This window comes from Nonomuraea sp. bgisy101, assembly GCF_057708945.1.
In genome coordinates this window covers 1-16,513 of record NZ_JBYITD010000013.1, presented here as the reverse complement: position 1 = coordinate 16,513, position 16,513 = coordinate 1, and the positions used below count along the sequence as shown (strand labels likewise).

Sequence of the window (16,513 nt, the reverse complement as noted above, 5' to 3'; positions counted from 1 at the left end):
CCCGGCGGGTCACGATGGGGGCATGCCTCGCCTGATCGTCATCCACCCTCCGGCGCTGGAGGGGACCGTGCTGCTCGTGGGGGAGCGGCGGCAGGTGATCGGCCGCGGCTCGTCGGCCGACCTGCGGCTGGACGACCCGCATCTGAGCGCCGTGCACGCCGCCGTCGTGCCCGCGGCCGGCGGCGTGACGATCGAGGACCTCGGCTCCCGCAACGGCACGGTCGTGGGACAGGAGAGGGTGTCGAGACCCCGGCGGCTGCGGGACGGCGACGTCGTCAGGCTCGGCACCGTGCACGCCCGCTTCGAGGACGACGGCGGCGGCGAGCGAGGCCAGACCATGGCGATGCCCGCGGCGGTCAGCTACCACGTGGGCAGGCAGGAGGCGGGTCAGCTCAACAACGTCGCGGGCAACCAGTACAACAACCACTACGTCCAGCAGCGTGACAGCTTCCTGCGGCAGGTGGCCGCCTACCGCAGCAAGGCCAGGAGCGTGTTCTGGCTCGGCGTCCTGATGATGTTCGGGGGAGCGGCGGCCTACGCGGCGGTGCTCATCAAGGGCATGGGCGACTTCCAGAGCTCGTTCACCAGCGGGCGCATGCCCGAGGACTTCCCCTTCGGGCCCGACGTGGGGCTCGGTGTGCCGGTCGGGCTCATCGCCTTCGCGGTCGGGTTCGTGGGCAACATCTTGTTCTGGGTGGGGCTGATCATGCAGATCGTCGCGGCGGCGCGGGCGCGCAGGGTCGACGTGGATCCCCGGCACTCGTGGAACTCGCCCGCCGTACGGAGGAGATAGCGGTGGTCTTCAACATCGGTTCGCAGCAGGGCAACATCAACAACGTGGCGGGGGACCAGACGATCCACGGGGGGCAGCAGGCGTTCGTCGGCGGCGGCCCGGCCGACTGGGCGGACCGGCTGGCCGAGGCGCTGCGCGGGGCGGGGCTGCGCCAGGAGGCGGCGCAGGCCGAGGCCGTGCAGGCGGAGCTGGCGCGGGCGGAGCCCGACCGCCAGGCGATCGCGGGCAGGTTGACGACGATCGCGCAGGCGGTCGGCGCCGTCGCGGGCGCGGGTACGGCGCTGCGCGAGCCGCTGGCGGCGCTGGCCGACTGGCTGGGGGCCTTGGGAGCGCCGATCCTGCGGATGATCGGCCTTTGATCTACATTGTAAAGGCGCGCGCTCGGGTGTCCGCCGCCGCGACGGACCCCGGGCTCAGCACTGCGCGGCGACGGGTTCGGCCCGCCGTCCGGTCCTGAGGAAGGCCGTCAGGGCCAGCGCCAGTGCCATGACCCCGGCCCCGGACAGGAACACCACATCGATGCCGGTGACGAGCGAGCCGTTCGCCGCCACCCTGGTGAGGATCACGCCGAAGATCGCGGCGCCGAGCGCCGAACCCAGGATCTGGGTGAAGCGGATGGCTGTCGTGGCCACGCCGAGTTCGGAGGCGGGCACGGAGTTCTGGACCAGGAAGATGACGATGCCGAGGATCTGGCCGAGGCCCAGCCCGAACAGCAGCAGCTCCAGGCCGAGGGTCCAGGGGGAGGTGTCGACGGCGAGTCGCCCGAGCAGGACCAGCGCGGCGGTGACCATGGCGGTGCCGGCCAGCAGGAACGGCTTGCTGGAGTGGCCCCGGCCGATCAGCACTCCCGACGCCATGCCGGAGACGATCATGCCCGCCGCCATCGGCAGCAGGTACAGGCCCGAGTCCGTCGCCTCGACCCCGGCGACGGCCTGAAGGTAGACGATCGTGTAGAACAGGCCGCCCGTCATGCCGGCGCCCGTCAGGAACTGCAGGGGCAGGGCGACGCGCAGGACGGGGTCGCGGAACATCGACAGCGGCAGGATCGGCTCGGGCGCGGTGGCCTGGCGCCAGAGGAAGGCGGCCAGCAGCGCCACGTCGGCGACGATCAGCTCTGTCAGGCCGTGCTCGACGATCAGCAGGAACAGGGCGGCCGCCGCGGCGACCAGGGCGGCGCCGAGGTAGTCGATGCGGCGGTGCCGGCCGCCGTCGCCGAGGTCGAGCGACATCGCCGCGCTGACGAGCGCCAGCAGGCCGAAGGGCAGGTTGATCAGGAAGATCCACCGCCAGCTGACCTGGTCGGTGAAGAGGCCGCCGAGGAGTGGTCCCGCGACCAGGCCGACCCCCGCGAGCAGGCCGCCGGCTCCGCCGCCCGCCGTGGCTCGCTGTTCGGGCGGGGTCAGGTGGGCGACGACGACGAGGGTGACGCTCATCAGGCCGCCCCCGCCCAGGCCCTGGATCGCGCGGGAGGCGATGAGCTGCGGCATGTCCTGCGACAGCCCGCACAGCGCCGAGCCGAGCAGGAACAGGGCGATGGCGGCGAGGTAGACGCGCTTGGCGCCGTGGACGTCGCACAGCTTGCCGTACAGGGGGAGGGCGGCTGTGGCGGCCAGGGCGTAGGAGGTGACCAGCCACGGCAGGCGTTCGAGGCCGTGCGCGGGGTCGAGGTCGGAGACGATCGCCCACGAGGCGGTGGAGACGATGTTCTGGTCGAGCACGGCCATGACGAGCGTGATCAGCACGCCCGTCATGGCCCAGCCCTTCTGCGCTGGAGACATGAATCTAGACTGGGTCAAAGTTTCGACCGAGTCAATATAGGTATGCTCATGGCGTGGGGCTGCGCGAGCGCAAGAAGCTGGAGACCAGGCAGGCGATCCACGACGCCGCGATGGAGCTGTTCGGCGAGCGCGGCTTCGACGAGGTGTCGGTCGTGGAGATCGCCGCCAGGGCCAAGGTCTCGAAGATGACGGTCTTCAACTACTTCCCGACCAAGGAGGACATCGTCCTCGCGCCGATGGAGGACGACCTCGGCGAGATCCCCGCCCTCATGTCCGACCGGCTGCCCGGCGAGTCCGTCGCGGCCACGGCACGGCGGCAGTTCCTCGACGCGCTGGCCAGGCACGCCCCCGAGACCGGCCTGTGCGACCGCCCAGAGTTCCTGCGCCTGCTCAACCTGATGCGCCGGACCCCTTCGCTGGCGGCGCGCATGCTGCTGTTCCACGTCAAGGCCGAGGGGAGGCTCGCCACCGCGCTGGGCGAGGACGAGCGCGCGCCGTACGCGGCCAGCATGATCTACGGGCTCTGGCGCACCCTGCAGACGCAGAACACCACCCGCATCTACCTGGGGCAGAGCGCCGAGCAGGCCTACCCCGCGGCCGTCGGGGCGGCAGAGAAGGGGTTCGCGGTCCTGGCCGACGGGCTCGGTGACTACCTGGCCTGACCGGAATGGCGGTTTCGGTAGGGTGGTGGTATGACAACGCCAGCGGAACGCTACGCGGCCTTCCGTGAAAAGTACGGGGATGACGGCGCCGCGCTCGGGTCGTTTCGGGGGCACTACGAATTCGACCTGGACGAGTTCCAGCTCGATGCCTGCCGGGCGCTGGAAGCGGGAGACGGAGTCCTCGTGGCGGCCCCCACCGGTTCGGGCAAGACGGTCGTCGGCGAGTTCGCCGTCCACCTGGCCCTGCAGCAGGGCCAGAAGTGCTTCTACACCACCCCCATCAAGGCGCTGTCCAACCAGAAGTACAACGACCTGGTCAAGCGGTACGGCACCGCCAAGGTCGGCCTGCTGACGGGCGACAACAGCGTGAACGGCGACGCGCCCATCGTGGTCATGACCACCGAGGTGCTGCGCAACATGCTCTACGCGGGCTCGGCCACGCTGGCAGGGCTGGGCTTCGTGGTAATGGACGAGGTCCACTACCTGGCCGACCGCTTTCGCGGCGCGGTGTGGGAAGAGGTCATCATCCACCTGCCCGACTCGGTCAGGCTGGTGGCGCTGTCGGCGACGGTCAGCAACGCCGAGGAGTTCGGCCAGTGGATGGGCGAGGTGCGCGGCGACACCACGGTGATCGTCGACGAGCACCGGCCCGTGCCGCTGTGGCAGCACATGATGGTCGGCAACAGGGTCTACGACCTGTTCTCCTCCGACGACGGCGACAACCTCATGCGCATCAACCCCACGCTGATGCGCCTGACCCGCGACGAGGAGCGGCTGGCCGGCGGCAGGGGCAGGCGAGGGTACGGCAGGCCGCAACGCTTCCGCCCACCCGACCGCGCCGCGATCATCGACAAGCTCGACTCCGAGGGCCTGCTGCCGGCGATCACCTTCATCTTCTCCCGCGCGGGCTGCGACGCGGCCGTCATGCAGTGCCTGTACGCGGGCATCAGGCTCACCACTGAGCGCGAGAGCCACGAGATCCGCCAGATCGTCGACGAGCGCACCGCCCACCTGCCCGACGAGGACCTGGCGGTGCTCGGCTTCCTCGAGTGGCGCGACTGCCTCGAACGCGGCCTGGCCGCCCACCACGCGGGCATGCTGCCGGCCTTCAAGGAGGTCGTGGAGGAGCTCTTCACCCGCGGCCTGGTCAAGGCCGTCTTCGCCACCGAGACGCTGGCGCTCGGCATCAACATGCCCGCGCGCAGCGTGGTGATCGAGAAGCTCGACAAGTGGAACGGCGAGACCCACGCCGACCTCACCCCCGGCGAGTACACCCAGCTCACCGGCCGCGCAGGCCGGCGCGGCATCGACGTCGAGGGCCACGCGGTCGTGGTGTGGCAGCCCGGCATGGACCCGATCTCGGTCGCCGGTCTGGCGGGCACCCGCACCTACCCGCTGCGCTCCAGCTTCCAGCCCTCCTACAACATGGCCGTCAACCTGGTCGGACAGTTCGGCCGCGAGCGCGCCAAGACCCTGCTGGAGGCGTCGTTCGCGCAGTTCCAGGCCGACCGGGCGGTCGTCGGGATCGCCAAGCAACTGCGCAAGCACGAGGAGGCGCTGGAGGGCTACCAGGAGGCGATGCACTGCCACCTGGGCGACTTCACCGAGTACGCCGGGCTGCGCAGGCGCCTGTCAGACCGCGAGACCGAGCTGTCCAAGCAGCGCGGCGCCGCCCGCAGGGCCGCGGCCGTGCGCTCGCTGGAGGAGCTGAAGCCCGGCGACGTGATCCGCGTGCCGGGCGGGCGGCGGGCCGGGCTCGCCATCGTGCTCGATCCCGGGCTCAACCCGCGAGGGCACGGGCCCAACCCGCTCGTGCTCACGATCGGCAAGCAGGTCAAGAAGCTCGACCCGGACGACTTCCCCGTGCCGGTCGAACCGCTCGAGAAGATCCGCATCCCGCGTAACTTCAACGCCCGCGCCCCCAAGGAACGCGCCAACCTCGTCTCCTCACTGCTGGCCAAGATGGGTGACCGTGACCTCGGCAAGCCGGCGCGCGCCCGCGACCACGCGGTGGAGGACGAGGAGATCGCCGAGCTGCGGCGGCTGATCCGCCAGCACCCCTGCCACGGCTGCGCCGACAGGGAGGATCACGCCCGCTGGGCCGAGCGCTACTACAAGCTGCTGCGCGAGACCGAGGGGCTGCGCCGCCGCGTCGAAGGCCGCTCCCACGTCATCTCGCGCACCTTCGACCGGATCTGCGGGGTGCTGGAGCAGCTCGGCTACCTGGAGGGCGAGACCGTCACCGGCGAGGGCCGCCGCCTCGGCCGCCTCTACACCGAGCTCGACCTGCTGACCGCCGAATGCCTCAGGACGGGGCTGTGGGAGGAGCTCGACCCCGCCGAACTGGCGGCGTGCGTCTCGGCGCTGGTGTTCGAGTCCCGCCAGGCCGACGACGCCAGGCGGCCCAAGATCCCCGCCGGCAAGGCCCAGGACGCGCTCACGGCGATGATCAGGCTGTGGGGCGAGCTGGAGGGCATCGAGAAGGACAACGGGCTGTCGATCATCCGCGAGCCCGACCTGGGGTTCGCGTGGGCGGCCTTCCGCTGGACCAAGGGCCACAGCCTCGACGCGGTCCTGATGGACGGGATCAACGGCAACGAGCTGGCGGCGGGCGACTTCGTGCGCTGGATCAAGCAGCTCATGGACCTGCTGGGGCAGCTCGGCAACGCCGCCCCTCCCGGCAGCAAGGTCAAGCAGACGGCCAACAAGGCCATCGACGCCATGCGACGCGGCGTCGTCGCCTACTCCTCGTTGTCGTGAGCGACGCCGCCCGCCGTGTCGCACGGCGGGCGGCGCGGGCTCGCCCTACAGGCGGGGCGGACGACGGGGCGGGTGGCTGACCGGCCGGTCAAGGTGACGTGGTCGTAGGTTCACCTAAGGTCACCTTCGCGCCAGTTTTCCGGGTGATCACAGCGGAAATGCCCATCTCGGAAGGTCTCCCCCGCCTGGAGGTTGGGATGTTCGCTCTCATCGCTGCCCTGCTGTTCGTGCTCGCCCTCGTGTTCGAGATCGCCGGTGTGGCGGTCGGCGGCGTGATCACCGTCGCCACTCTCGGCACCGCCGGCCTGCTGTGCGTCGCCCTCCACCTCATGGGCGTCGGCGCGGGCTGGAGCGTCCTCAAGAAGTGAGTCACCGGTAGCACCCGAACCGGGCCGCGCGCGGGTTCCCCCGGCTCCGCGCGCGGCTCTCGCTTCCCGGGAGTCTCAGGCGACGGTGAAGCGGACCTCGCGGGTGTTGGGGTCGGCCTGGGTGAGCCGGACCCTGACCGACTGGCCGAGCGGCAACGGGGAGCCGTCGCAGCGGGCCACGACGGCGGGGTCGGTCAGCTGGACCAGGCCGCCCGGGCGGCGCTCGTCGATGTCGAGCACGACGGCGTCGAAGCTCTGCCCGATCCTGTCCCGCAACATGAACGCCTCCACCAGGTCGATCGAGGCCCGCTCGACCGCGTTCGCGCGGCGGCCGGTGGTGGACATGATCTCCGGCAGGCCCGCCAGCGCCTCCTGGATCTCGGCGGGCACGGGCTCGCCCGCGGCGATCGCCAGGCACACCTCCGTCGCGTAGCGGTCGACCAGGCGCCGCAGCGGCGCGGTGACGTGCGCGTACGGCGCGGCCACCGCCGAGTGCTCGGCCAGCTTGGGCGGCTCGCCGTCGAAGGCGACGTAGCCGGAGCCGCGCAGCAAGATCTTCGACTCGTTGAGGAAGGCGGCGTGGGAGGGGACCTTGGGGTCGAGGTCGTGCACGACGTCGCCGTAGGAGGCGCCCTCGGGCCACGGCACGCCGAGCGCGAGGGCGGCCCTGCGCACCGTCGCCAGGTCGCGGGGCTGCGGCGGCGGGAGCACGCGCAGCACGCCGATCTCCGCGTCCAGCATCATCGAGGCCGCGCACATGCCGGTCAGCAGTGAGATCTGCGCGTTCCACGCCTCCGACGGCATCGGCGCCCGGTACTCCAGGCGGTAGCCGCCGTCGACGGCGACGACCTCCTGATCGGGGGTGGGCAGGGTGACGCCGCCGCGGGCCCGCTCCAGGTTCAGGCGCAGCCGGCCGACCTCGGCCAGCAGCTTCAGCGTGCCGTCGGCGGTGCCGGTTTCGACGGTGGCCTGCACGTAGTCGTAGTCGAGCCGCTCGCGGCTGCGCACCAGCGAACGCTGCACGTCCACGCCGATCAGGTCGCCCTCGGCGTCCAGGTCGATCCGCCACACCGCGGCGGGCCTGATCACGCCGGGCAGCAGGCTGGCCGCGCCCTCCGACAGCACCTGCGGATGCAGCGGCACCTTGCCGTCGGGCAGGTAGACCGTCTCCCCGCGCAGGCGCGCCTCGGCGTCGAGCGCGTCGCCCGGCCTGACGAACGCGCCGACGTCGGCGATGGCGTACCACACGCGGTAGCCGCTGCCCAGCGCCTCGATGAAGACGGCCTGGTCCAGGTCCATGGAGCCGGGCGGGTCGATGGTGACGAACGGCAGTTCGGTGAGGTCCTGCCTGGCGGCGTTCGCTGGGGCGCCTGCCACGCGCGCGGCCTCGGCCAGCGCGGCCTTGGGGAACTCCTCCGGCAGCTTGATCTCGCGCCTGATCCGCTCGAATCCGTCCGCCAGCCGCGGGTGGACATCTCCGGACACTCGGATGTTCGTGCTCACCTGATCAACTTATCCCTAGATGGCAGCATCCTCGAGGCAGGGTCCGGGACCGGGCGGGCTGGGCGGGCAGAACGGCCCGAGCCCCCGCGACCGCTCCCATTCCGGACGCGGTCGCTAAACCGTTCCAGAGTCTGCGGCCCCTTCTCTCGCTAGACTCCCGGCGAGAGGAAGGGGAGCCGTGGGGCGACCGACGATTGCCGACATCGCCCGCAGGGTGGGGGTGTCCAAGGGCGCGGTCTCCTTCGCGCTCAACGGCAGGCCAGGCGTCAGCGAGGAGACCAGGGCGCGCATCCTGCGCGTGGCCGAGGAGATGAACTGGCGCCCGCACAGCGCCGCCAGGGCGCTCGGCGGGGCTCGGGCCGAGGCGGCGGGCCTGGTCATCGCCAGGCCGGCCAGGACCATCGGGGTGGAGCCCTTCTTCGCGCACCTGCTGTCGGGCCTGCAGGCGGGACTGTCGGCGGGCGCGGTGGCGCTGCACCTGCTGGTCGTGGAGGACACCCAGGCCGAGATCGAGATCTACCGGCGGTGGGCCTCGGAGGGGCGCGTCGACGGGTTCATCCTGGTCGACCTGCAGGTACGCGACCCGCGTGTCGAGGTGCTCGACGGACTGGGCGTGCCGGCCGTGGTGCTCGGCGGTCCCGGCCCCCACGGATCCCTGTCGTGCGTGTGGGCCGACGACAGGGAGGCGATGCTGTCGATCGCCGACTATCTGGCCGCGCTCGGCCACACCAGGATCGCGCACGTGGCGGGGCTGCCCGCCTTCCGCCACACCCAGCGGCGGATCAGGGCGCTACGCGACTCGGCGCGCAGGCTCGGCCTGGAGGAGGTCGTCTCCGTGCCGACCGACTTCAGCGACGCGCAGGGCGCGGCGGCCACCAGGGCGCTGCTGTCGCGGCGCGAGCGACCCACGGCGATCGTCTACGACAGCGACGTCATGGCCGTGGCGGGGCTCGGCGTCGCCGCCGAGATGCGCGTCCCCGTGCCGGGGGAGCTGTCGATCGTGGCGTTCGACGACTCGGTGCTGGCCAGGATCGTGCACCCCACGCTCACCGCGCTCTCGCGCGACACGTTCGCGCTGGGCAGGACGGTGGCCCAGACGCTGCTGGAGACGATCGCCGACCCGGCCGCCCCGCTGAACGTCAAGACGCCCACACCCAGGCTGACCGTGCGAGAGAGCACGTCGGCGAGGAACTGAACCGCTTTAGCGAGGACCGACCCCACCGAGGACCGGCCCCGCCGAGGACCGGCCCCGCCGAGGACCGGCCCCGCCGAGGACCGGCCCCGCCGAGGGCCGGATCGTCAGAGGAGCTGGTCGATCATGATCGGCAGCGAGCGGATCCGCCTGCCGGTGGCGTGATAGACCCCGTTGGCGATGGCGGCGGGGATGCCGACCAGGCCGATCTCGCCGACACCCTTGACCCCGATGGGGTTGAACCGGTCGGGCCGACCGACGAAGATCACCTCCATCTCGGGGACGTCGGCGTTCACCGGGATCAGATAGTCGCCGAGAGTGGCATTGGCGATGCGCCCGGTCCCCGCGTCGGTGACCACCTCCTCGAACATGGCCATGCCGATCCCGCCGACCGTGCCGCCGATGATCTGGCTGGTCGCGGTCTTCTCGTTCAGGATCCGTCCGGCGTCGATCACCGAGACGATCCTGGCCACCCTGAGCAGCCCGAGGCTTGGGTCGACCCGCACCTCCACGAACCTCGCGCCGAACGGGCCCGCGGGCGCCAGCCCGAGCTGTTGGGAGTCGGCAGGCGTGCTGGCGCCGTTGGCCGTCAGCTCCGCCAGGCCGTGCGCGGAAAGGATGTCGGCGTAGGACTCGCCGCGCTCCGGCGATCCTGTGCGGTGGATCCGGCCGCGCCCGACGCTGACCTCGTCGACGGTGCATCCCGCCAGCGGTGAGGTGGGATCGTCGCGGACCGTGTCCAGGAAGGCCCGCACGAGGTTGCGGCAGGCGGCGTGGATCGCGCTGCCCAGGCCGGCGGTGAGACCTGAGCCGCCCGCCTGGGCCCCCGGCGGCAGGTCGCTGTCGCCGAGCTCGAAGGTGACGCGCTCCAGGTCCAGCCCGAGGAGCTCGGCCGACAGTTGGGCCATCACCGTGTAGGTGCCGGTCCCGATGTCGGTCACCGCGCTGCGCACCAGCGCGGTCCCGTCCCGGCGCACGGTCGCGCCGGCCTGGCACGGCGCCTGGTACCAGAAGAAGGAGACGCCGGCCAGGCCGTACCCGACCAGCCAGTCGCCGTCGCGCATCGAGCCGGGCTCGGGAAGGCGGCGTGACCACCCGAAGCGCTCGGCGCCGACCTCGTAGCACTCGCGCAGCGCCTTGCTCGACCACGGCAGGTCGAGCTGCGGGTGCCTGTCGGCGTAGTTACGCAGTCGCAGCTCGAGCGGATCGATGCCCAGGATGCAGGACAGCTCGTCCATGGCCGACTCCAGCGCGAAGTTCCCCTGTGCCTCGCCGGGCGCGCGCATCGAGTTGCACCAGGTGACGTTCAGCCGGACCTGCCTGTCCCTGGTGGAGACGTTGGGGCAGGCGTACGCCGAGGCCGTGCCCGCCGCGCACGCTTCGATGTTGTTCCCTTCCATCTGCAGGGTCGTGGTGCTCTCGTGGTCGAGGGCGACCAGCCGCCCGTCGCGGGTGGCGCCCATCCTGATGCGCTGCTCCGTGGACGTGCGGTGACCGATGCCGGTGAACATCTCCGGACGGGTCAGCACGAGCTTGACCGGACGACCCACCATGCGCGCCGCCAGCGCCGCCAGCACGACGTGCGGCCAGGCGCGCAGCCCGGCGCCGAACCCGCCGCCGACGAACGGCGCCAGCACCCGGACGCCGCTTTCCGGGACCGCGAACACCTGGGCGAGCGCCGTGCGCACATAGCCGGGCCACTGGGTGGCGTCGTGCACGGTGAGGGCGTCGCCGTCCCAGGCGGCGACGGTGGCGAACAGGCCCATCGGGCTGTTGGCGTTGGGCGCGGTGGTGTAGGTCGCCTCGAACCGCACCTCGGCGGAGGCCAGGGCGGCCTCCGGGTCGCCGCGCGTGCTGTCCACGCCCCCAGGGTCGGTGAGCAGCTCCGCCCGCGGATCGTGCATGTCGGTCACCGGCTCGGCCGCCTCGTAGTCCACCCGCACCCGCCGGGCGGCGGCGGTCGCCTGCTCGGCGGTGTCGGCCACCACCATGGCCAGGTACTGGCCGTAGTGAAGGATCCGGTCGTCCTGCAACGGCGGCGGCGGGGCGGAGAGGAACGTGTCGGGTGCGCGCCCGAGCGGGGGCGCGTTCTCGTGCGTGATGACCGCCAGGACGCCCGGCGCGCTCTCGGCCGCGCCCGTGTCGAGACCGCTGATCCGCCCGGCGGCGATGGTGCTGCGGACGAGCGCCACGTGGGCCAGGTTCGGGAAGCCGAAGTCGTTGGGATAGCGCGCCGCGCCGGTCACCTTCTGGGGGCCGTCGACCCGGTCCACTCCCTCGCCGACCAGCTCGACGTGCTCGAGCGTCGTCATGTCGCTCCTCCCGCAACGGTCCGCAGGGCGCGCACCAGCGTGCGCTCGGCCAGCTCGACCTTGAAGGCGGTGCCCTCCACGGTGAACGGGTCGCGGACGGCCGCCTCGGCCGCCGCGGTGAAGGTCCGCAGGTCAGCCGGCGCTCCCCGCAGGATCTCCTCGGCCTCGGGCACGCGCCACGGGATCGTCGCGACGCCGCCGAGGGCGACGCGTGCCTCGCCGATCACGTCGCCGTCGAGCCGCAGGGCCACGGCCGCGGACGTGAGCGCGAACTCGTACGAGACCCTGTCACGGATCTTGAGATAGGTGGAGCGCGTGCCCGCAGGGAGCAGCGGGATCTCCACGGCGGTGATCAGCTCGCCCTGGGCGAGCACGTTCTCCACGTCGGGCGTCTCCCCTGGAACCAGGTAGAACCCGGTCAGCGGAACAGAACGCTCGCCGTCCGCCCCAAGAAGGCGCACCACCGCGTCCAGCGCCACGAGCGGCACCGCCATGTCGGAGGCGTGCAGGGCGATGCAGTGCTCGCTCGCGCCCAGGATCGCGTGCATCCGGGCCGCGCCCTCCACCGCGGCGCATCCGGTGCCGCGCCGCCGCTTGTTGCAGGCGGGGACGGTGGGGTCGCGGAAGTACCGGCAGCGGGTGCGCTGCAGCAGGTTCCCGCCGATGGTCGCCATGTTCCGCAGTTGGACGGAGGCGCTCAGCAGCAGAGACTCGCGCAGGAAGGGCAGCCGCTCGGCCACCGTCGGGTCGGCGGTCAGTTCCTCCATCGTGGTCAGCGCGCCCACGCGCAGCAGGTCCCCGCTGCGGGTGATGCCGCCGAGCGGCAACCGGGTGATGTCGATCAGCCGGTGGGGCGCGAGGACCCCGTCCTTCATCAGGTCCAGCTGGGTCGTGCCGCCGGCGAGATAGGACGCGGCCGGATCGGCGCTCACCGCCGCCACGGCCTGGCCCACCTCGCGCGCCCTGACGTACTCGAACTCACGCATGGCCGCCACCCGCCCCCGCGACCTCGCGGATCGCCGCGACGATGTTGGGATAGGCGCCGCACCGGCACAGGTTGCCGCTCATGAACTCGCGGATGTCCGCGTCCGACCCGGCGCGCTCCTCGGTCAGCAGGCACACCGCCGACATGATCTGACCGGAGGTGCAGTAGCCGCACTGGAAGGCGTCGTGGCGCACGAACGCCTCCTGCACCGGATGGAGCGCGCCTTCGACCCCGAGGCCTTCGATGGTGGTGATCGCCCGGCCTTCGCACTGCGCGGCCAGCGTGAGGCAGGACAGGATCCGCCTGCCGTCCGCGATCACGGTGCAGGCGCCGCAGGCGCCCTGGTCGCAGCCCTTCTTGGTGCCGGTCAGCTCCAGCGCGTCCCGCAGGGCGTCCAGCAGGGTGACACGGGAGTCCAGGTCGAGCCGGTGCTCGACGCCGTTGACGGTCAAGGTCACCGCGACCCGCGGCACGGACGTCCCCGAGGGTCGTCGCGGATGAGCCCCGTCGTGAGCCATGTCCCCTCGATTCCGGCGCGGCACATGCCGCGGCCTCGCGGGGGGAGGTCTCTTCCGACCGACTATACGCCGCCGATTCGTCCGGATTCGTGGTGATCGATGGCGAGAGCGTCCGTGCTCGGCCAGGCCCGCGTCACCGGGACAGGGCCTCCAGCAGGCGGTTGAGGGGCCCGTCGAGCCCGTAGCGGTCGGCCAGCCGAACCAGCGCCTCGGGGTCGCGAGGCTTGGCCGGCAGGGCGAGGTCGGTCTCCGGCAGCGGCGTGGAGTCGGCGACCTTGACCACCTCGGGGGCGACGTCGAGGTAGTCGCGGGCGGCCGCCAGCTTGGTACGGCACCCTGCGGGGAACCCGTCGGTCTGCCCCGCGTCGAGCGCGGCCAGCATCGATTCGAGGGAGCCGAACCGGGTGATCAGCGAGGCCGCGGTCTTCTCGCCGACGCCCGCGACGCCCGGCAGCCCGTCGCTGGGGTCGCCGCGCAGGGTGGCGAAGTCCGCGTAGCCGCGGCCGGGGATGCCGTACTTGGCGGCGACGAACGCCTCGTCGACCACCTGCAGGTTGCGCACGCCCCTGGCGGTGTAGAGGACGCGGACCGGGCGGGAGTCGTCGACGAGCTGGAACAGGTCGCGGTCGCCGGTGACGATGTCGACGGCGCCGCCCGCCCGGTGGGTGAGGGTGCCGATGACGTCGTCGGCCTCGTAGCCCGCGGACTGCAACCTGGCGATGCCGATCGCGTCGAGCACCTGCTCGATCACGGGGATCTGCGGTACCAGCGTGTCGGGCACCTCCTCGGTGTCGCCGAAGGCCACCCTGTGCGCCTTGTAGGTGGGGATGGCGGCCACCCTGAAGGCGGGCCGCCAGTCGGCGTCCATGGTGGCGACCAGCTCGGCGGGCGCGTGCTTGCGGACCAGTGTGGCGATCATGTCGATGAGGCCGCGCACGGCGTTGACGGGCATGCCGTCGGGCGCCGTCATCGACTCCGGGATGCCGTAGAAGGCCCTGAAGTAGAGCGACGGGGTGTCGAGAAGCATCAGCACCCGTCTATGGTCGCACTCCCGCGTCCTTTCGGTGGCCGCTCGTCGTCCCGGGGGCTACTGGCGGATTCCCGGCCCCACGATGCCGACGGCGAGCAGGCAGGCGTCGTCCTCGGGGTTGGAGCCGCCGATGCCGGCCAGCAGCCTGTCGAGGCCCGCGTCGAGGTCGTAGGCGGGCAGCTCGCGCGCCGCCGCCACCGCCAGGGCCAGCCCCTCGTCGAGGTCGCGGGTGCGCCGCTCCACCAGCCCGTCGGTGAACAGCAGCAGCAGGTCGTCCGGCCGCAGCTCGATGCTGGCCAGCTCGTACGGCTGCTCGCCGGTCGCCCCCAGCAGCACCCCGTGCGGCGGATCGAGCTGCTTGGCCGTGCCATCACGCACCAGGATCGGCGCGAGGTGGCCGGCCTGACCCCAGGTGAAGACGTTGGTGGCGGTGTCGAGGTGGCCGATCACCGCGGTCGCCGTCGTCTCGACCAGGCGGTGCAGCACCAGCTCGTTGAGCCATTGGAGCAACTGGTCGGCGGGCTGCCCCGTCATGGTGAGCCCGATGAGCGCGTGGCGAAGCTGGGCCATGTGCGCGATGGCGGGCAGGCCGTGCCCCGAGACGTCGCCGATGGCCAGCAGCAGCCGGCCGTCCGGCAGCCCCGCCGCCTCGAACCAGTCGCCGCCCAGGTTGGCGGAGTTGCCGGCCGGCACGTAGCGGACGGCCACGCGCGCCTGCGGCAGGTCGAGGCAGCCCACAGGCTCGGGCAGGATCGCCTCGCGCATCGCGATCATCACGTGCCGTTCCTCGGCGGCCCGCTCGCGGGCCTCGAGCAGCTGGCGGCGCGACTCGGTCATGATGCGCTCGGCCCTTCGCCGCCCCGTGATGTCCTGGACGACGCCGTGGACGCCGATGGGCCCGCCGGCGCCGATGAGCGGTTCGAGTACCATGCGCAGGTTGCGGATCTCGGCGCCGCGCCTGATCCTGAATTCGGCCTGGACCGGCTCGACGCCCTGCACGACCGTCCACAGCAACTGGTCGAGGGCGGCCAGGTCGGTGGGTTCGACGCAGGCGGCCAGGTCGGGCAGGCTGATGGGCCCTTCGGCGGGGTCCCTGCCGAAGATGACATAGACGTGGTCGGACCAGGCGGCCGCGCCGGTGCGCAGGTTCCACTCGGCCCAGCCCATGTTGCCCAGGCGCTGGGCGTGGGCGAGCTGGACGGCGAGGGCGTCGGCCGCCTCGCGCTGCTGGATCTGATCGGCGAGCTGGCGCACGAGCTCGCCGGCCGTCATCGGCCCGCCGGGCCGCCGGTCGCCAGGGGAGGGGAGGGGCGGCTGAGGGCCGCCCACGACGCCGACCATAAGGGGCTCACTTCTCGAATGGCTGGAACGGGACAATTGCCCACGGTAAGTGATCGTCCTGGAACGGAGTGTAGCGACGGCATGCGAGTTGTGAGAGCTTTTCATGGAATGTGGCGAGGGTAGATTGGCCTCTGTGACGTCCCAAGACCTTTACCCCGTGTCCCGCCTCGCCGCCGCCCAGGAGGCCACCGCCAAGGCCGGCCTCGACGCGCTGTTGCTGACCCCAGGCCCCGACCTGCGTTACGTGAGCGGATACGAGGCGCTCCCGCTGGAGCGGCTGACCTGCCTGGTGGTGCCCGCGAGCGGCGAGTCGTTCATGATGGTTCCACGACTGGAGCTTCCCGCGGCGCAGGCCTCGCCCGCCTCGCGCCTCGGCCTCGACTTCGTGGCATGGGACGAGACCGACGACCCCTACGACGTCGTCGCCTCGCGCCTCGGCAGGGTCGCCAAGGTGGGGCTGGCCGACCGGATGTGGGCCATGGCCTCGCTGCGCTTCCGCGCCGCCATGCCGTCCACCGAGCAGGTGCTGGCCGGCACGGTGCTGCGCGAGCTGCGCATGCGCAAGTCGGCCGCCGAGGTGGCCGCGCTGCGCGAGGCCGGCGAGGCCATCGACGCCGTGCACCGCCAGGTGCCGCAGTTCCTCAAGGCCGGCCGTACGGAGAGGGAGGTCGGCAAGGACATCCACGACGCGATCCTCGCCGCCGGGCACTCCACCGTCGACTTCGTCATCGTCGCCTCGGGGCCCAACGGCGCCAGCCCGCACCACGAGGTCTCCGACCGTGTCATCCAGGCCGGTGAGCCCGTGGTCGTCGACATCGGCGGCCAGTTGCACAACGGCTACTGCTCCGACTCCACCCGCACCTACTGCGTGGGCGAGCCGCCCGCCGACTTCGCCGCCTACTACGAGGTGCTGCGGCAGGCGCAGGACGCCGCCTGCGCCGCGGTACGGCCCGGCGTGACCTGCGAGTCGATCGACGCGGCGGCCAGGTCGGTGATCGAGGACGCGGGCTACGGGGAGTACTTCATCCACAGGACGGGGCACGGGATCGGCATCGAGACGCATGAGGAGCCGTACATCGTGTCGGGCAACACCGAGCCGATGGAGGCCGGGTTCGCGTTCTCGGTCGAGCCCGGCATCTACCTGCCTGGACGCCACGGCGCCAGGATCGAGGACATCGTCGTGTGCTCCGAGGACGGCGGGGAGCGGCTCAACAACACCCCGCGCGAGCTCGTGATCGTCTGACCGGCGGGGGGGGGAGGGGCAAAGGGCG

General features: G+C 71.9%; 14 protein-coding genes. 7 read left to right on the top strand and 7 right to left on the bottom strand.

Annotated elements, in window-relative coordinates; all coding sequences use genetic code 11:
* The first annotated feature begins 22 nt into the window (after positions 1–22).
* Both AC3EO4_RS24410 and AC3EO4_RS24405 read left to right on the top strand, forming a co-directional pair.
* Positions 23–793 carry an FHA domain-containing protein gene (locus AC3EO4_RS24410; protein WP_431898018.1) on the top strand — a complete coding sequence of 257 codons (771 nt, stop codon included), beginning with the start codon at positions 23–25 and terminating at the stop codon, positions 791–793.
* A gap of 2 nt (positions 794–795) precedes the next feature.
* The gene (locus AC3EO4_RS24405) at positions 796–1,152 is read left to right on the top strand and encodes a hypothetical protein (RefSeq protein ID WP_379568755.1); all 357 of its coding nucleotides are present in this window, start codon (positions 796–798) and stop codon (positions 1,150–1,152) included.
* Between the two features lie 54 nt (positions 1,153–1,206).
* Here the strand turns inward: AC3EO4_RS24405 and AC3EO4_RS24400 are convergent, their stop codons facing one another.
* Positions 1,207–2,571: an MFS transporter gene (locus AC3EO4_RS24400; protein WP_431898016.1), complete on the bottom strand. Its 1,365-nt coding sequence runs from the start codon at positions 2,569–2,571 to the stop codon at positions 1,207–1,209.
* A gap of 53 nt (positions 2,572–2,624) precedes the next feature.
* Between AC3EO4_RS24400 and AC3EO4_RS24395 the strand changes: the two genes are divergently transcribed.
* The 3 genes from AC3EO4_RS24395 to AC3EO4_RS24385 all read left to right on the top strand — a co-directional run bounded on the left by AC3EO4_RS24395 (position 2,625) and on the right by AC3EO4_RS24385 (position 6,361).
* Positions 2,625–3,233 carry a TetR/AcrR family transcriptional regulator gene (locus AC3EO4_RS24395; protein WP_379568751.1) on the top strand — a complete coding sequence of 203 codons (609 nt, stop codon included), beginning with the start codon at positions 2,625–2,627 and terminating at the stop codon, positions 3,231–3,233.
* Between the two features lie 30 nt (positions 3,234–3,263).
* The gene (locus AC3EO4_RS24390) at positions 3,264–5,993 is read left to right on the top strand and encodes a DEAD/DEAH box helicase (RefSeq protein WP_379568749.1); all 2,730 of its coding nucleotides are present in this window, start codon (positions 3,264–3,266) and stop codon (positions 5,991–5,993) included.
* A gap of 197 nt (positions 5,994–6,190) precedes the next feature.
* Complete coding sequence (locus AC3EO4_RS24385) at positions 6,191–6,361, top strand: hypothetical protein (protein ID WP_379568747.1); 171 nt, start codon at positions 6,191–6,193, stop codon at positions 6,359–6,361.
* Between the two features lie 75 nt (positions 6,362–6,436).
* Here AC3EO4_RS24385 and AC3EO4_RS24380 read toward each other — a convergent pair whose 3' ends face one another.
* Positions 6,437–7,864 (bottom strand): RNB domain-containing ribonuclease, encoded by a 1,428-nt coding sequence (locus AC3EO4_RS24380; RefSeq protein WP_379568745.1) that lies wholly within the window; start codon positions 7,862–7,864, stop codon positions 6,437–6,439.
* 178 nt (positions 7,865–8,042) lie between these two features.
* Between AC3EO4_RS24380 and AC3EO4_RS24375 the strand changes: the two genes are divergently transcribed.
* On the top strand, positions 8,043–9,059 hold the full coding sequence (locus AC3EO4_RS24375; RefSeq protein ID WP_379568743.1) for a LacI family DNA-binding transcriptional regulator: 1,017 nt from the start codon (positions 8,043–8,045) through the stop codon (positions 9,057–9,059).
* A 104-nt stretch (positions 9,060–9,163) separates the two neighbouring features.
* Here AC3EO4_RS24375 and AC3EO4_RS24370 read toward each other — a convergent pair whose 3' ends face one another.
* From AC3EO4_RS24370 to AC3EO4_RS24350, 5 genes are all read right to left on the bottom strand, one after another.
* A complete protein-coding gene (locus AC3EO4_RS24370; RefSeq protein WP_431898014.1) occupies positions 9,164–11,368 on the bottom strand; it encodes a xanthine dehydrogenase family protein molybdopterin-binding subunit in 2,205 nt (734 codons plus the stop codon).
* On the bottom strand, positions 11,365–12,354 hold the full coding sequence (locus AC3EO4_RS24365; RefSeq protein ID WP_379568739.1) for an FAD binding domain-containing protein: 990 nt from the start codon (positions 12,352–12,354) through the stop codon (positions 11,365–11,367). The genes AC3EO4_RS24370 and AC3EO4_RS24365 overlap by 4 nt, the downstream gene beginning before the upstream one ends.
* The gene (locus AC3EO4_RS24360; protein ID WP_379568737.1) at positions 12,347–12,871 is read right to left on the bottom strand and encodes a (2Fe-2S)-binding protein; all 525 of its coding nucleotides are present in this window, start codon (positions 12,869–12,871) and stop codon (positions 12,347–12,349) included. Before AC3EO4_RS24360 ends, AC3EO4_RS24365 begins: the two co-directional genes overlap by 8 nt.
* Positions 12,872–13,004: 133 nt before the next feature.
* Positions 13,005–13,898, bottom strand: a complete 894-nt coding sequence (locus AC3EO4_RS24355; RefSeq protein ID WP_379569181.1) for a 5'-3' exonuclease — start codon at positions 13,896–13,898, stop codon at positions 13,005–13,007.
* Between the two features lie 60 nt (positions 13,899–13,958).
* The gene (locus tag AC3EO4_RS24350; RefSeq protein WP_379568735.1) at positions 13,959–15,230 is read right to left on the bottom strand and encodes a PP2C family protein-serine/threonine phosphatase; all 1,272 of its coding nucleotides are present in this window, start codon (positions 15,228–15,230) and stop codon (positions 13,959–13,961) included.
* A gap of 145 nt (positions 15,231–15,375) precedes the next feature.
* On the opposite strand from AC3EO4_RS24350, the gene AC3EO4_RS24345 reads away from it, so the two are divergent.
* Positions 15,376–16,485: a M24 family metallopeptidase gene (locus AC3EO4_RS24345; protein ID WP_379568733.1), complete on the top strand. Its 1,110-nt coding sequence runs from the start codon at positions 15,376–15,378 to the stop codon at positions 16,483–16,485.
* Positions 16,486–16,513 lie beyond the last annotated feature (28 nt).

Bases quoted from the DNA above. Each gene is read 5' to 3' on its own strand.
- AC3EO4_RS24400 (WP_431898016.1), bottom strand. From the start codon at position 2,571: ATGTCTCCAGCGCAGAAGGGCTGGGCCATGACGGGCGTGCTGATCACG.
- AC3EO4_RS24360 (WP_379568737.1), bottom strand. From the start codon at position 12,871: ATGGCTCACGACGGGGCTCATCCGCGACGACCCTCGGGGACGTCCGTG.
- AC3EO4_RS24365 (WP_379568739.1), bottom strand. From the start codon at position 12,354: ATGCGTGAGTTCGAGTACGTCAGGGCGCGCGAGGTGGGCCAGGCCGTG.
- AC3EO4_RS24385 (WP_379568747.1), top strand. From the start codon at position 6,191: ATGTTCGCTCTCATCGCTGCCCTGCTGTTCGTGCTCGCCCTCGTGTTC.
- AC3EO4_RS24355 (WP_379569181.1), bottom strand. From the start codon at position 13,898: ATGCTTCTCGACACCCCGTCGCTCTACTTCAGGGCCTTCTACGGCATC.
- AC3EO4_RS24410 (WP_431898018.1), top strand. From the start codon at position 23: ATGCCTCGCCTGATCGTCATCCACCCTCCGGCGCTGGAGGGGACCGTG.
- AC3EO4_RS24390 (WP_379568749.1), top strand. From the start codon at position 3,264: ATGACAACGCCAGCGGAACGCTACGCGGCCTTCCGTGAAAAGTACGGG.
- AC3EO4_RS24370 (WP_431898014.1), bottom strand. From the start codon at position 11,368: ATGACGACGCTCGAGCACGTCGAGCTGGTCGGCGAGGGAGTGGACCGG.